Below are 14,612 nucleotides of genomic sequence, written 5' to 3'. Positions count from 1 at the left end.
ACACCCAAAGCAGAAATGATGCTGTCCATGGATGGCATTATTCTGCCGGTAGACTGTAGAACTCCTGAGTTATTTACATACTCTTCAGCAAGAGTAGAGTTTGAAGAGTTTCTAACCCAGCAATATGATCCATTTAAAATATTTCCAGCAGCAACATCGCTTTGCGCCAACGTTATGGTTGCATATTCCCTGATACTATTGCTGATCGCCCCCTGCCCTGGATATTCAGCTACTTCCTGCGCTACGCCTGCGTTATTTTTGTAATAACGGAACGCAAGGACATTGCCTGTTCCCTGGGGAACGCGGAAATATTGCCCACTTGTCGTCGCTGCAAGGCCGGCGGTCGTATCAGCAAAGGTTGATTTATTGTCGCCAAACTCTGACGCGCTAAGTGCATACCCCTGTGCTTCTTCCGCTGAGTCAGATGCCTGTTTTGCAAAATCAGCGATCACATTCAGCGTGTCAGCAGTCATCATGTTGGCAACCATATCGTTGGCCGCCCATGCACGCGCCAGCGTTCCTTCCTGCGCACGTTCAATCGTGAAGATGTCCCCAGCCTTGGCTGTCACGTTCACGATCTCAACCTGTGAGCCAGTGGCGGCATCGGTGAGAGTGAGCTTAAAGTAGCTCTCACCTGCCACAGCATCAGGGAACTCGGCACCAGTTCCAGCGCTAACGATCAGCGACGTGTCGGTTGCGCTGATAGCAGAAGCCAGCGTGCTTTCTGCGTTGTTTGTAGCCAAAAGGGTTAGTGCCATGTCTCCTCCGGGATATAGGCATAAAAAAACCCGCCGAAGCGGGTTTGATGTTATCAATGCGTTATTTATGAAATCCCACTTGCGTGGGCTTTGAGCTAATTATCTACAGAAACAGAGACATTTCCGCCGTTATTTTTAATTTCATATTTGTAGCTGAATTTATTACATGCGAGCGTAAAGCCATTCGATGAAACCAAGGGTATGAAAGAGCTAACAGAGTCACATTTGTAAGAGCTTTGTCTGACAAACCCAACAAGTGTATCTATAAATTCGAATGCCTCTGGAGTGTCTTTGTATAATATTGCGTTATGTTCAACTGGCGCGGCTCTGTCCTTTGAATCGTACAAGCTAAAATCTTTTTTGCTTTCCTTCGGCTTCTTGGCTGATGGCGTTGTAATCTCAGTGGGTTTTTCTTTAATTTCTGAAGGTTCTGTTGCACCTTCATTCTTTAATATATCATTTACGCCATTGGTTTCTGGTATGCCAGTTTCCTTTATGGCACCGTAAATTGCGAACGCAGTATCATACCATTCATCAACACATTTGAGATCACTGCAACGCTCTCTTGAATCCAAAAGAGCTTTAGTTATCTCAGAAAACGCCTTCCGGTCTTTGGTGTATGCCTTAGCGTTTGCATATAAATATTTTAAGTCATCATCATCCTTTGAAAGCTTAGGGTTCTCACATATTGTTTTCTCAGCAAAGCTTTTTGCTTTAGAGCAATCAAATGAAGCTGCAAGGGAAGTACCCGTGCATAGTGAAACTGACAATAATCCGAGAAGGGCCAATTTTTTCATTTTAATGATAACCATGCTGTGGTGGATGCGATAAATTCTACACCACAGGAACTGTGCTTCAATCAATAATTTCCACCGAAATGGACTGATAGAACGGCATGTGCAGCAGGCCGCTATCCATGGCCTGCTTGAAGAAAATGGCGAATTCGAAATCCTCGGTGATCACAAAGGCCGTATCCTTCTGGTTGTACTTCCTGGAGTTATAGGCCGATGCGTTGTAGATAGCGCTCCGCGTGAACCTGCGACGCCCCTTATAGATGGATATCACGATCCCGCCATCTACAAACTGGATCGAGATACTCCACCGCTGGTCATTGAGGATATCGGTGCCATTCACTCCCAACAGGAACCGCAGAATACGCCGCTTTATCCATGGGATAGAGAAATAGAAGCCATCACCTTTGTAAAAATTCCAGGTCATGATTCGCTTAAAAAGGTCATCAGAGACAACAACCTGGTTCGACTGGTCAATCACCCGGTACTCATTGAATGCCAGTTGGTTAAATTCGAAGGTGTTATATGGGCCTATCTCCTGCTGATCGCTGCTGGAAATCACCGGCGGCAACACGCCATAAATGCCATGGGCAATCCACCGGAGCTGGTCACCGGTATTGTAGTCACCGATGAAAATCGGCAGGTTGGCATTAACCATCCAGTCATAAATGCCCTGCGCCATCGAGTTATACGCAGTAAAAAACGCCCGCAGATTGTCATCGTCGTTGTATTGCGTATACATATACGACCGGATGATATCGTCCAGCATGCTACGCCCCTGTTACGATCACGCCATCCGACGCGATATAAAAATAACTGAACTTATCGCCGCTGATGATATTCGTCCCGGCATCCGGTGGCGTAATCACACCATTGATGGTGACCACGACATTTAAAGTGCTGATCAGCCCCATGTCGATTGTCGAGTTAATCGCCTGCAAAAATGCGTCTTTCAGGTTATTAACGTTCAGCGGTTTCCCGGCGAATATGCCGTTCACATACTGAATCGTAGGCGCCGAGACCAAAGAGGCGACCGTGGCATCTGTCAGGTAGTTAACACTTTCTGTTCCCCACTGATACGTCACAGTGACCCGCTGCAGCAATGGCGTCACGAACGGGATCACGTAGTTATCAGGCCAGTCATTCACCGTCACGGTATTGTTCCTGACGTTCGGTGTCACCTCGCCGCCGCCTCCCCAGGTCCCGGATGAAGTGGTGTCAATCCCGATGGTAAAAGTGTGAGGGGACAGTACCGTCACGGTCAGAGGAACGTCATTAATGCCTGTCATCCCGGTAACGCCAGTGATCCGGATAACCTGGCCGTCAGTGTAACCATGAGTCAGGTCTGTGCTGACGACACCAGGATTTGCATTCGTGATCCCCGTTACGTTCAGTGAACACCCTTTCAGCCGGCTGATATCCCCCGCAGACTTATAGAGCGCGCCAGCAATATCGTAAATATCACCGCCAGCGCACATGACTATCCACTTATCCCCGTCCTGAATGACAGAAACCAGGCGTGCCTGCACATTATCAAGACTGGTGAGGTATTGCCGGATGAATCCAGGATATCCCTGAACCGTGGCCATCTGCGCCTGCCATACGCGATCACGAAACTGATAGTTCGTTTCCGGGTCAGCACCCGGAGTGCCGGCGATCGGGTTGGTGCAGGTGATGGTGACGTCAGACGGTAGACTGGATATGATCTGGTTAACCGTATTTACCGGCACCGCCCAGTTCCCGGTCTCCGTTCCCTCGCATGATACGCTGGCAGAAACTCCTGACGACGAGATAATCGTCGCATCACTGACTGAATAGGTGTAGGTCCCATCAGAAACAATAAACCCCTGTGGGATAACAAATCCCGCCGGGCCGGAAAACTGAATCGGTACCGTTGTCGTGCCAGCCGTTTTCTGCCCAGGGATACCAGCCTGCTGCGCGAGAAGCTCCAGCATGGCGAGGTTAGCCTTTAGCGGCCCCACTGAGTTAATCAGGTCAACCCTCGCCTGATCGCAGACGATAAGCGCGCCGACATCGGTACTGGCCACGTCCTCAATCAGAGAGCCAGGCAAATCAGTTGTGAGCCCCGGAGATAGCGCAATGGCCTGGGAAACGAGCTGTGCTCTTAGCTCTTCCGGCGTCAGAGGAACCGGTCCTGATGACGTGTAGCTGACTGGTAAATCGCTCATACGGCCACCTGTGTAATTATTTTTGAACCTGCGTTTGTGATTGCCGAGATGTTATAAACAGGCGGGTCGTCGCTGATCAGCGCAATCTGCAGCGAGGAAAAATACTGGCTGAACTGTTTTTGAATACGGTTTACGTAATACGTCGGCAGGATTTGCTGGATCACCGACCAGGCGGCCGGGATTCCGTTATTGGCGTAAAATGGCGACTCCTGCGGCGCCAGTTTCAGATTCTGGATCAGGGTAGTCAAATACACCGAGTCATTAAACCCATTTTCGTCGGTTTCCACCAGGACCCACTTCCCCTCAGAGTTTCGGCCATAGGTTCTCACTCGGTGATACTCCCGTTAAACGTTGAAGTCGGCCCCCCGGTATCATTTCCATCGTTGCCGTTTGAATGCTCATGGCTGTTAAGCCAGGCCAGAAGCGACTGCCACCCGGCGTGCATGATTGCCGGGCTGGTGCTGGCCACTGAATCCTGCAGGTGCCCTGCCTCTCCTGAAAGGCTCCATTTGCTACCGGTCAGCGAGAAAACTGTCCCGCCAACGGTTACGGTGAAGCTGTCAGGTGTGGAAATAGCGATGCTGTCAGGCTTCAGGAGAAATGTGGTGTTGCTGCCGCTGTCGCGCAGCGTTACACCCTCCGGCCCGTATACCGTCACCACCTGCCCGTCGACGTCCTGCCACTCGGTATTACTGATCGGCAAAAAAACGAGGGCGCTTAAGTTTGCTGGCGGTGTCATATCTGCAATGCCTCCACCCTGACCGCTAACGCCGCCAATGTAAGTATCTGCAGGGATAACAATCCCCTTATCTCCCGGCTGCATAGGGTAACGAATATATTGAGGGCCAAATAAGGGGATAGTCACTTGCGGCAAAACATATGGGATATCCCTTAGCTCAAAGGAGACGGTGATCATATTCCCTGTTTGCTTAACCACGCTCGCTGGAAGAACTTTCCCTGATTTTTGAAGCGCATTTTCAATCTTTCTTTCAGTAAACCTGTTCATGCTTGAGGCAAAATTAAGCTTGTTGTCGATGCTCATGCATTACCTGCCTTAATGAAAGGAGAAGCCTCAATAATTGTTACCCATGCTTCTGCCGTTGGTTGCCTGCTATTTCCTAACAGGCGAACGGAGTTCACGATAAAGTCGCCAGTAAAGGCAGAGTCTTCTCGATATTGAGAGTACGAAGAGGCCTGTATCAACGGAGTGCTTTTTTTAGGCATCAGGATGTGATCACCAACCTGAATATCACCGCGCATTACGCACGCCATGCTGATTGTGTTAAATGCCACCCATGTTGGCTGCCCTATCAAATCCTTGAAATCTATTTGGGTTGGGCTGTTACTTCTGGCTACGGCGCTGGAAACAGAAGTCTTATCCGGGTGGTTATCATAATCGTTATCCCATACCCGGATCTCATTTCCATTTACTATTGCTATCTCTACTCCAGAATATCCACTATCGCGAATTCTGGAACGTGAAAAAGCATTAAGGTCCTTGGCCAGGGTGACAATGTCATCACAAAACAGCCCCCGGTAATGGTTAAGGATTAGCCGGTCGCTTATGTTGATATTAAACGTATACCCTCTGATGTTCATAAAACACTGCGTGAGGGCTACAGAAAGCTTCTGCCCCTCCTTCCAGTCAAAGGTTAAAGGAAGGGGGACGGGTTTGTTATTTGGTACGTTCTGGACAGGACCAACCACGATTATGAAGTCAAGTCGTAACTCAATACCCTGCCAGTTACCAAAGACCTGATTTATCACGCCATCCAATACCAGTTTTGGTGCGGTAACCTTGCCAGCCAATGGCAGCCCGTCTTTCATCCCAAGGAATATTTTAATTTTTTTGCCAAAAAAATTCTGGCGAGCCTGCTGCATTTCTTTTGGGCCAATACCCCAGATGGTCAGGTGAGTCTCGCCCTGGGGAGTCGATTCACCGAATCTGAGGATATCAAACTCAATCATCAGGGCGCCGGGGTTGTAAACTCCGTTCTTATGGCTACTGTATTTTATCGTTCTTTCCGGAGAGGCACCTTCAGCAGGAATGGTTATCTCAATATCATAATATCTCATGAACTGTTTACCTCAATCTGTCCATTCTGTTCTCGCCAGTACATGGAGGACGAATTAAACACTCCGGAGATAATATTTATTCCACCGTTAAGCACGGAGCCAACGAGCGGGGTATTAAGAATGGTATTCCCAGAGCCATCTGTAATGAGGACATACCACCTCAGCCCGGCAATGTTCCATTTAACCTGGCAGTTATAAACGGTGCCATCAAGGATCGGTGTAAATGTCATGCTTTGACGATCATTGCCGGTAAACGGATAATTCTGGGTTGTCATGGCCCTACCCCCAACTTACCCAACAGCCCGGTGATTGCTTCCGAAACAGAGCTCCCGAGAGGTGTGTTGCCAAGAGCATTGGCGGTATTAGTCCAGGATGGGTCGGTTACCATATCCCCGGCGCCAATCTTGTTTAAAAAATTGTTCACGGCCTGCTCTGCACCATTATCGGTTATCAGTGGCTGCTCGAAATCCCATATCCATGAACGCTGTGGTAATGGATCGTTACCAGAAGTGATGTCCCTCACTACACGCAAAATGCAGTTGCTATAGATAACGGATGGTGTGGCGACGATAAACGTGCCGCCTAAGTTAGAATGCGCCTGAAGGACAGACTGCAAAGCACTCATGGTGACGAGCTTTGTCATCGCCCCGGTGTTTTCATTGACCGGAGCCTCCATTACCAACGAAACGCGCAAAGGCTGAGCAAGCAAGGCGTTCGCAGCTACTACCTGGTTGGCGAAAGGGTATCTGGCAATTTCATAATCAACCATTGTGGCGCCCTGAACCGGGCGCCAGTGGCAGAAATATTTATCCAGATCGGTTAGGTTTATGGCTCCTCCAAGCAGTCCCGTGACAAAGCTCGCGCTCTGCGTCAAAGCGACTATCGGGAGCATTCCTCCAGGAATGGCCTGCGCTATCCCTCCGCAAAGTATTACCGGGGATATTTCAAAACCCAGCTTATACATTTCACGTGTGAATCCCATTACCTCGCCCCCAATTGCGCTGAAGTTACCACGGCATTCCCGCCGGTGTTGTTATAAATAACAACGTCACCGCTCCCGCCTCTGCCGCCTTTCCCATCAACGATCTGTTGCAGGAGCTGGTTAGTTTTCGAGGTATTTTTGGCAATCTCTGAACTATCGACACCAGAAGCGTCATTGTTCTTCGGTGCGCCATACATCGCAGCATACTTCTCCCTGATTCTGCCGGGATAAGCCCTGTTTTCTGCACTACCGCGGCGGATTCCGCCGTTGTAATAACGCAGTGCTTCGTCGAGATCACCATTCGCGCTCTGCATCGCCCAGGAGAAAACTCGGGCGCCAGCCATGATATTGTCCCGCGGGTCAAACGGCTTCTCACCAGGCTGAAAGTTATCAGGCATAATTTGCATCAAGCCTAATGCACGCTTACCAGACCTTGTAACAGGCCCTTGCGCATTCTGGTCCCATGAAGATTCCCCCGCGGCGATGGCTTTAAGCCAGCGCGGGTCGACGTTGTATTTCTTGGCTGCATCCAGAAAATACTGGTCGTACTCAGCAGGGGCCGTCCCGGTCAAGCTGTACAGATGGCGGGTCAGCCATTTTGACGCTGCTGGCGTGTTCGGGTCACTGATGCCGCCTTTTACGAAGTGATTACCACCGGCATCGGTATGGACGTCATTATTCAGGAATGAGGACCCGGACTTGATATCGTCCATCGCCGACGATCCGCCATCGAGCCAGCCGAGCACTTTCATGATGACGCGCCCCAGCCGCTCAACGCCCGACATAAACGACTCAACGTCGCTTTTGAACGTCGGCGAAGCCAGGTAGTTACCGAATCGCTCAATGCCACCGGCAAGCGCATCAATCCACTTGCCGAGTTCGGGGGATTTCAGGACGGTATCGATCGCGCCTGACAGCGCATCAGACAGCTTGCTCAGTTGCGGCGTGAGCGGACCCAGGCCGCGCACAAACGTGTTTCTGATACTCTGACTGCTGTAGTCGAGCTGGACGTTAAAATCCTGCCACTGGCGAGCCTGCTGGTCAGTAATTTGTAGCATGCGCGCATCCTGCTGCGCGCGCTTCTCCATGGCGGTGATCTCCTCATCGCTCATGTTTTTGAAGCGGTTCAGGTCGTCCAGCGTAAAAAAGTTTGTCAGGCCGTGCGCCTGTGCTCCCTGCAGCGTGCTGCCGTTCTGCACGAAGATATCGCGCGCATTACGGATCATCTGCGGGAGCAGTTTTGCCGGGTCCTGGTCGGGATTGTTAATCCCCATCGCCTGAAACGTCCAGCGCTTCGACAGGTCCATTTGTGAATCGCGGATCGCGCCCAGCGTCCCCGCCGGGTTACCCAGCGCTTTCTGGTAGTTTATGGCGGTGGAATCCAGCGCACCGATGCTCGTCCCGAGCCCGAGAGAGGTAAACCGCTGGGCGCCGGTGGTGGCCGCCAGGCGGTTGATGCCAAACAGGCCGCCAACGCCCAGGACGCCGGTAAATATCCCGACAATGCCACCCCAGGAAAGAAGGCTGGCCGTCGCTTCCTTGATATGCCCTGCCAGCGATTTAGCGTCTTTCGTCGCATCGCTGAGGAAGCCCTTCGCAGATCGGGTGCTTTTGTTGAATTCGTCCTGCTTTTTCTTCGAGTCTTCCAGGTTGGTATTGAGCCGATCGATACCGCTGTTGATGGTCAGGATGGCCTCGGCCACGGCATTAAACTCCGCGCCTAACTCCTTCGCCTCACCTTTGGCTTTTTCGGTCTGCTTGCTGCTTTCGCCAATACCAACGGCAGCCACCCGCCAGGCTTCCGGTAAATCATCCAGCGCGCTCTGGTATTCGCGAAACCTTTCCATAAACGCGACAAACTTGTCGTCATTTACGTCAATGTCGACGATCGACTTAGCTACCATTGAAGAAACCTCTTTCTTTGAGCGCGGCGAGGAGGTAGCGCTGCCGGTACTGCGCCGGGCTGGCATACTCCTCGCCGGTGATCTCCCTTATCACCTGCCAGAATCCCTCATTAGACGCCCAGTCTAAGAGGGTATAAATGACGTTTCCGGCGGGGCATTCTGGGTCGGGGTATCGGTATCCGGCTTCGACGTCTGCAACGAATCGCGGAACGCCGTACCGCTCGATGAGGTTAGTTGCCCATCGTACATTTTGATCACCGTTCCCACGGTCGGCGCGATCAGGTTTGCCTTCTGAATAGCAGAGGAAACCATAAAAAAAACCACTTCGCCTTCGACCTCGCGATACTCATCAGGGTCGATAATCCCCTGCTTGAATGCCACCTCAAGAGGCGTGGTTTTCCACTGGCCGCCGACGTTATGGATAACGACCGTCAGTCGCTGAATTTCATCAACGATGTTCGGGCCTGTCCGGCCGTTATCGATTTCCGCTTTCAGGCTCTGCCTCAGCATCATCGCGGCGATTCTGGCGGCGCCAAGACCACCAACCTGCGAGATGAATTTGGTGAACAGGTTCCCCAGCAGAATGCAGTGCTCTTCCACCACCTCATAGGGGAACGGCGTCACATGTAGGTATACGGTCGAGCCGTCATCTCGGGTAATGTTGGTGACCAGATTCAGTTTCTTGTCGATTTTCATGCATCACACCCACATGTTGTCGTTGGTGACCATATAGCCGCTGATGGTTACCACAAAAGCCGGGTCCATCCCGCTGAAAGCCAACTCGTTAAAGTTGACCAGGTAGCAGTTGAGCAGCGTGATATTGCCGAACGTCGTTGCATCCGGCGTCACCACGATTTCACCCAGCGACGTATCGGTTAAAAAGCGCTGCCGGTAGCTTTCGCCCAGCCCCTGAGTTTTCAGGAGGTGCACAGTCAGCGTTACCTGCTGATACGGTGCCTGGCTGCCGACGGTGCCGGTCATCGTAGGGATGATGTCGGTCGCCGGGCCGTCCGGACGCAGGCTAATGCCGTCCTTTGCCAGGTACGACGCCGAGACGTTCAGCGCCGGTGTGTCCGTGACGGAAAGAGCCCCGCGTACGCGGTTAAGGAAGCCCTGCGGTACTAATGGGTTCGCCATTTTTTACGCCCCTACAAAGTTCGTTACGTTCACGTTAAACGTGATGGATTCGAAGCCGCGGCGCGGCGTCATGACGGCGCTCAGCCCGTTATATTTGCCTTCCTGGTAATCGGAGGGGTTCAGGCTGTTGTAGTTACTGAACGGCACGGCGTTGATCACGGCGTTGCCGGCGTAAGTGCCTTTGTCATACTCGGTGTTGAAATCTTCCTGCGTCAGTTGCGTGTCAATGACGCGACCGAGGATCAGCCCGTAGCTGATGCCATTACGCAAGGTTTTCAGAGCACGACGCTGCAGGCGGTCAATGCCCTTCTGCTCGTAGTACAGCGGGTTAACGGTCGTGTTGGAGCCGTTGATGATTTCATTCGCCAGGTCGAGCTCAAGGTTGATCGCCGTCCACGCCACCGAATACCAGTAGTTGAACGGGTTACCATCGAGCATGCGGCCGGTGAACAGCACTTTATTGCTGAGTCCACCTTCGGCGCCGGTGCCGATGTAGTTGATGTTGCTGTCCTGAAGCGATTTCAGCAGTGCGCTGTTGCCTTCCAGCGGGTACTCAGTCAGGCCGTACATAAAGCGGTACGACATCGGCGGCACCATGTTGCTCGACCCCGGGTCGTTTGCCAGGGACGACTGGAACGGGCCGGCCATGGAAAACTCGCTCGCCGGAATATCCGGAGCCTCGACGCCGGCAAAGACAGTTTTGTTTTTCGTCGCGACCCAATCCTGATAGGTCGCGATCGTTGTGGTGACAAAGAAGTAAACCAGGCTGCCCGGCGAGGTATAAAGCCGGGTCAGGGTTTTAAATTCATCGACCGAATCCCATTCGCGCGGCACCAGATAGGAGAAAAAATTCTGGTAGGTGTTGCCCAGGGCGACGTCTTCAGCGATGAAGGTTGTCAGCGCTGCGACAGCTGCCTCCATGTCCACATCACCCAGTTCCAGCACATAAACAGCCCGCGTTTTACCCTGGGCCCAGAACGAGGTATTCATCTGGGAAATTTCGGTCTGAACTACCGTTTTTACCGTACCCATTGCCGTTGCGGTGCCTGGGTTGGTCGTCAGCGGATAGGTGAAGGTGTTGGTACCTGTCACCGTAGCGGTATAGGCGCCATTGCACCCCGCCGGAGTCGCTCCGGAGATAATCACCGGGACCTGTGATCCGTTAGTCCATCCATGAGCGGCAGCCAGCGTGACCGTTACCACGCCAGTAGCCCAGGTGAGCGTCGAGATGGTTTTCGCCGGTGCAAGGATGTCGGCCAGGTCGGTTTCACTGGTCAGCAGCTGATATTCACCGGCATTCAGCGTCGTGCCGCCCATAGAAATCATCGCCCCGGACTTTAACAACTGCGAGGGCTTCGGCGGATTCGTCACCGACACGTTAATATTAACAATTGCCATTTACTTATTTCTCCGGGTCAATGGACGGAATTGCAGACGTGATCAGCTGGCGCGCTAAGTTACGCATCCGTTGCTGGTAATAATTGATTTTGAATTTTATGGTCTTACGCATGGCGATGATGTTGAGCTCGTTCTGAGTGACTCGCTCATCCTGCACGACGGGAATATTCATGATCCCCATCTCCGGGGCATCGCCGGTCGTGTAGTCCTGCACATACCGCACAAAGTCTTCAATGCTTGCGTTGCGCAGGCCGGTGACCGAAAGCGTCACATCTTCCGATACCAGCTGATACTGGTTTTGCTTCTCGTCCAGATAGAACGCGCCGGCGATCGGTGACGTGTTACTGCATTTCACTGTCGCATAGGGCGGAGAAAGGTTCTGCGTTGAGAGCATCGCCGGGAACATCGGCATGTACTGATTCAGGGCCAGCCAGATCGGCAACGAGCTCGACACCACCACGTCAGAGAGGTCTATGTCATCCGCAGAGTTGATGATCTGCGACCGCATGTGCGGGAAAATAGCCTCCCCGGTGTAGTGGTACAGGTTCGCGGGCTCATTCAGCCCGGTACGCCTGGAGAACGAGAACTGCACGCCAAAAAACTCGCCGATGTACAGCACCTCTGACCCGATGTCATTAAACGGGTCGATGTCCGCCTGCGCGGTGAACGTCACCACGTTGCGATCGTACAGCTGCTCGTCGTCCTGAATGGTTTCTGTCGTCAGGTGCAGATAGCCCTTCACATCCACCGTATCCGGCTCATTGTTCGGATCGTCAGACAGGACCGAGGCTTTCACCCAGAACACGAAGCCATCGAGCGGAAGCACATTTCTGATGTACTTCGTGAACGTGACCACCTGAAACCGGCTCAGATCATCCAGCCCCTGTGTCAGGGTTGCGTTAAGCTCGGTTTTGGCGTTCTGTAACTCACTCAGGGAAGGCATTCAGCACCCCGCTTACCCAGGCTCGCATAGTTGCCTGGTATTTTCCTGTGTCAATGAACGATGGGCGAGGTGGTCCTTTTTTATTCTTAAAGCGCTTCGATATTCCCTCAAGCGCGCGGCGCGTCGGCACACCAGGAAGGCCATTCATCTCGCAATTGTCAAGGAAGCCAACAAACAGATCGTGCACTTTAGACATTGACTCAGCGAGCGGGTCTTTTGCCGGCGGTACGCCTGCGAACATGTTTTCGAGCGATAGCGCGATGTCTTTGCTCATCAGGTCAGCAATGTCATTGCCGTAGCGGTCAAAGAACGTCTGCATAATCTGATACCTCGCTTCCAGCTCTTCCGCTACGCTCCCCGTCGTGGTGTCTTCGTCCTCGTAGGGGATATCGATAACGCCCAGATGAAAGGTGATCATGACAAGCCCCACAGACTCCCGAACTGCTGGGCGATCATCAGGTAGCGACGCCCCCACGGGTCCTGGAGCATCTGCAGGTCTGCCAGCGACAGGTCTTTGAAGAAGTCCGGAACCAGGCGCTGTGCGCTGGTAGAGTTATCCCCGGCGCCCGTAATAACCCCGGCCTTGAAGTCATTCAGCCCATACTGTTTACGGAACTCAGCAAACACAGCCTCTGTCCCGTAATTGATGAGAAACGACGCCCCAAGGTTATAAACCGCGATGCTGTACATGTTCGGCATAACGCACGCGATGTCCGGGTTAACCCATTCAACGGCGCCGCCATAGGCGAGAGAAAAAGACGGCGAGTCGTCGGGAACCTGGTCGGGGGTGATGCCCATATCAGATCGAACGAATTCGATGAATCCCGACAGACTGGTGGTCATTTCTTCTTGCTCCCGGCTTTCGGCGTGACAATTTTTTCGTTGATGGTTGGATCGTCAGAATGGTCATCGCGCCCCTTGGCCTGCTCTGCGCTGAATTCCATGTCACCCTCGTAGCCGATACCACTTTCGCGCAGTGTGTTATCCAGTGCGGCGACGGATGCCTGCCGGCGGTTATGAGCTCCGCGGGTCAGATGGCCATCGTTATCGCGAATGGTTTTCTCAATAACGCTGGCGGAAACGGGTTTGTTGATGCTGTAGCACAGGCCGACAAATGCCTGGCTCTGGTCGATTTTGGTTGAGTCAACCAGGCCGTAAACCTGATGATGCTGAATAACCGCTTCGACTTCTTCGGTCGAGCCATCCAGGACCTGCATCTGTGAGCCGTGCTCAATTGGGATCTGGCGGAGACGCCCGGTTTCCAGCTGGCGGAAAGTGAAGATGTGGCGCTGCTTGGTAGTGTTGGCGATGTACAGTTTCATTGTTTACCCTCGTAAAAAAGCCCCTGCACAGCGAACCATGCAGAGGCTTAAGCACTTCTCAATTTCGCGTTTTAGGAGCTGTATGCCATCGACAGGATGGTGATAGCTTCCGGACGGACTGCCCAGCCAGCGGTAGAGCGCATTTCTGACAGTACGTCGATAGCGCCCCCGGGGATTGGTGTCGGGATTTCCATCGGTGCCACCATGTCGGTGAGCATCAGGGCGTTCGCCGCCAGAGACGGGCTAAGTTTGGCGAATTCGTTGGTGTTCACGGTGGAGTTGACCATAGGCACTTCCACTTCCGGGATGGTAATAACCACCGCGTCAGTACCGCCGGCACCGGCGCCGATCAGCGTGTCGTCGTATACCCAGTCAACCTGGACATTCGCACCACGCAGAACCTCTTTAACAGTTCCGCCGACGGTATCAGTACCGCCGCCAGGACGCTGATAAGAGGTCAGCTGAACGATCTGCTGAATCTCCATCGCGCCCAGCACACGCTGCGGCCCGAGGATAACGACACGCTGCTGGCGACCAAGTTGCATGGTGCGGGTCAGCGCGGCCTGCACATGGCCCAGCAGATAGACCGCCATCTGTCCGTGGTCATAGGTCAGCACAGTGGTATTGCCGCTGCTATCCGCCGGCAGGGTTTCGGTGGTCGCGCCTGCGGTGTTCAGCAGACCTTCGCCGCCTGCCGGGTTCATGCCGTACAGCAGAGCAGAACGCAACTGCTGGAAGATGCCCTGACGCATGCCGAGACGCTGAGCTTCTGGCAGTGCCACGTTCCAGTTACCGGCCGCCGCGGTGTCGTGGTGATCGTAGATACCACGGCAGCGGAACAGGTAGGTTGGAGTGGAGATCATGCGCGCCTCGAGCGCCACGCTCGGCAGCTGGTTGGCGTTGCCGGACTGGCTTGAGGTCACCTGGGTGCGGATATCCAGGCGGCGCATATAAACGTACTGGTCGCCTACGCCAAGGCGGACTTGCGGGTTACCGCTGGCGATGGTTTCGAACGCACCGGACGCCTGCTGGTAACCAATGATCAACTCCGGCGCAATATACGACGGGTTGACGATGGTGTAGCTGGGGGTAATTGCAGCCATTTAAAGCTC

General features: G+C 53.0%; 17 protein-coding genes and 1 pseudogene. All 18 read right to left on the bottom strand.

Translation table 11 applies throughout. From position 1 onward, the window contains the following. Positions 1-758, bottom strand: a pseudogene (locus tag ACOI7Z_RS25370) (GDSL family lipase); the annotation flags it as partial. Between the two features lie 95 nt (positions 759-853). After that, positions 854-1,555 (bottom strand): lysozyme inhibitor LprI family protein, encoded by a 702-nt coding sequence (locus ACOI7Z_RS25365; protein WP_420702478.1) that lies wholly within the window; start codon positions 1,553-1,555, stop codon positions 854-856. Positions 1,556-1,613: 58 nt separating this feature from the next. Further along, positions 1,614-2,318 (bottom strand): hypothetical protein, encoded by a 705-nt coding sequence (locus ACOI7Z_RS25360; RefSeq protein WP_004884181.1) that lies wholly within the window; start codon positions 2,316-2,318, stop codon positions 1,614-1,616. 1 nt (position 2,319) lies between these two features. Continuing rightward, positions 2,320-3,738: a ubiquitin-activating E1 FCCH domain-containing protein gene (locus ACOI7Z_RS25355; protein WP_420702477.1), complete on the bottom strand. Its 1,419-nt coding sequence runs from the start codon at positions 3,736-3,738 to the stop codon at positions 2,320-2,322. Next, positions 3,735-4,067: a hypothetical protein gene (locus ACOI7Z_RS25350; RefSeq protein WP_420702476.1), complete on the bottom strand. Its 333-nt coding sequence runs from the start codon at positions 4,065-4,067 to the stop codon at positions 3,735-3,737. The genes ACOI7Z_RS25355 and ACOI7Z_RS25350 overlap by 4 nt, the downstream gene beginning before the upstream one ends. Continuing rightward, positions 4,064-4,780 (bottom strand): hypothetical protein, encoded by a 717-nt coding sequence (locus ACOI7Z_RS25345; RefSeq protein WP_420702475.1) that lies wholly within the window; start codon positions 4,778-4,780, stop codon positions 4,064-4,066. Before ACOI7Z_RS25345 ends, ACOI7Z_RS25350 begins: the two co-directional genes overlap by 4 nt. After that, complete coding sequence (locus ACOI7Z_RS25340) at positions 4,777-5,814, bottom strand: hypothetical protein (protein ID WP_110198640.1); 1,038 nt, start codon at positions 5,812-5,814, stop codon at positions 4,777-4,779. The genes ACOI7Z_RS25345 and ACOI7Z_RS25340 overlap by 4 nt, the downstream gene beginning before the upstream one ends. Next, positions 5,811-6,089, bottom strand: a complete 279-nt coding sequence (locus ACOI7Z_RS25335) for a hypothetical protein (RefSeq protein WP_040087970.1) — start codon at positions 6,087-6,089, stop codon at positions 5,811-5,813. Before ACOI7Z_RS25335 ends, ACOI7Z_RS25340 begins: the two co-directional genes overlap by 4 nt. Then, a complete protein-coding gene (locus ACOI7Z_RS25330; protein WP_021518669.1) occupies positions 6,086-6,796 on the bottom strand; it encodes a hypothetical protein in 711 nt (236 codons plus the stop codon). The genes ACOI7Z_RS25335 and ACOI7Z_RS25330 overlap by 4 nt, the downstream gene beginning before the upstream one ends. After that, complete coding sequence (locus ACOI7Z_RS25325) at positions 6,796-8,700, bottom strand: lytic transglycosylase domain-containing protein (protein WP_420702474.1); 1,905 nt, start codon at positions 8,698-8,700, stop codon at positions 6,796-6,798. The genes ACOI7Z_RS25330 and ACOI7Z_RS25325 overlap by 1 nt, the downstream gene beginning before the upstream one ends. A gap of 123 nt (positions 8,701-8,823) precedes the next feature. Next, positions 8,824-9,396, bottom strand: a complete 573-nt coding sequence (locus ACOI7Z_RS25320) for a hypothetical protein (RefSeq protein WP_420702473.1) — start codon at positions 9,394-9,396, stop codon at positions 8,824-8,826. Between the two features lie 3 nt (positions 9,397-9,399). After that, a complete protein-coding gene (locus ACOI7Z_RS25315; RefSeq protein ID WP_000013026.1) occupies positions 9,400-9,837 on the bottom strand; it encodes a hypothetical protein in 438 nt (145 codons plus the stop codon). A gap of 3 nt (positions 9,838-9,840) precedes the next feature. Further along, positions 9,841-11,235 (bottom strand): hypothetical protein, encoded by a 1,395-nt coding sequence (locus tag ACOI7Z_RS25310; protein WP_420702472.1) that lies wholly within the window; start codon positions 11,233-11,235, stop codon positions 9,841-9,843. A 4-nt stretch (positions 11,236-11,239) separates the two neighbouring features. Beyond that, positions 11,240-12,178 carry a hypothetical protein gene (locus ACOI7Z_RS25305; RefSeq protein ID WP_231539366.1) on the bottom strand — a complete coding sequence of 313 codons (939 nt, stop codon included), beginning with the start codon at positions 12,176-12,178 and terminating at the stop codon, positions 11,240-11,242. After that, complete coding sequence (locus tag ACOI7Z_RS25300) at positions 12,162-12,596, bottom strand: hypothetical protein (RefSeq protein WP_114504940.1); 435 nt, start codon at positions 12,594-12,596, stop codon at positions 12,162-12,164. Before ACOI7Z_RS25300 ends, ACOI7Z_RS25305 begins: the two co-directional genes overlap by 17 nt. Further along, entirely contained in the window at positions 12,593-13,021 is a 429-nt protein-coding gene (locus ACOI7Z_RS25295) for a hypothetical protein (protein ID WP_023283949.1), read from the bottom strand. Before ACOI7Z_RS25295 ends, ACOI7Z_RS25300 begins: the two co-directional genes overlap by 4 nt. Then, the gene (locus ACOI7Z_RS25290; RefSeq protein WP_017898838.1) at positions 13,018-13,500 is read right to left on the bottom strand and encodes a hypothetical protein; all 483 of its coding nucleotides are present in this window, start codon (positions 13,498-13,500) and stop codon (positions 13,018-13,020) included. Before ACOI7Z_RS25290 ends, ACOI7Z_RS25295 begins: the two co-directional genes overlap by 4 nt. 71 nt (positions 13,501-13,571) lie before the next feature. Further along, the gene (locus ACOI7Z_RS25285; RefSeq protein ID WP_420702471.1) at positions 13,572-14,603 is read right to left on the bottom strand and encodes a DUF2184 domain-containing protein; all 1,032 of its coding nucleotides are present in this window, start codon (positions 14,601-14,603) and stop codon (positions 13,572-13,574) included. Between the last annotated feature and the right edge of the window lie 9 nt (positions 14,604-14,612).

This window comes from Klebsiella sp. C283 (genome assembly GCF_048822555.1).
In the GTDB taxonomy this organism is placed as follows: Bacteria; Pseudomonadota; Gammaproteobacteria; order Enterobacterales; family Enterobacteriaceae; genus Klebsiella; species Klebsiella quasipneumoniae.
Note: the sequence above shows the minus strand (reverse complement) of the source record. Positions and strands in the feature narration are given on the sequence as shown.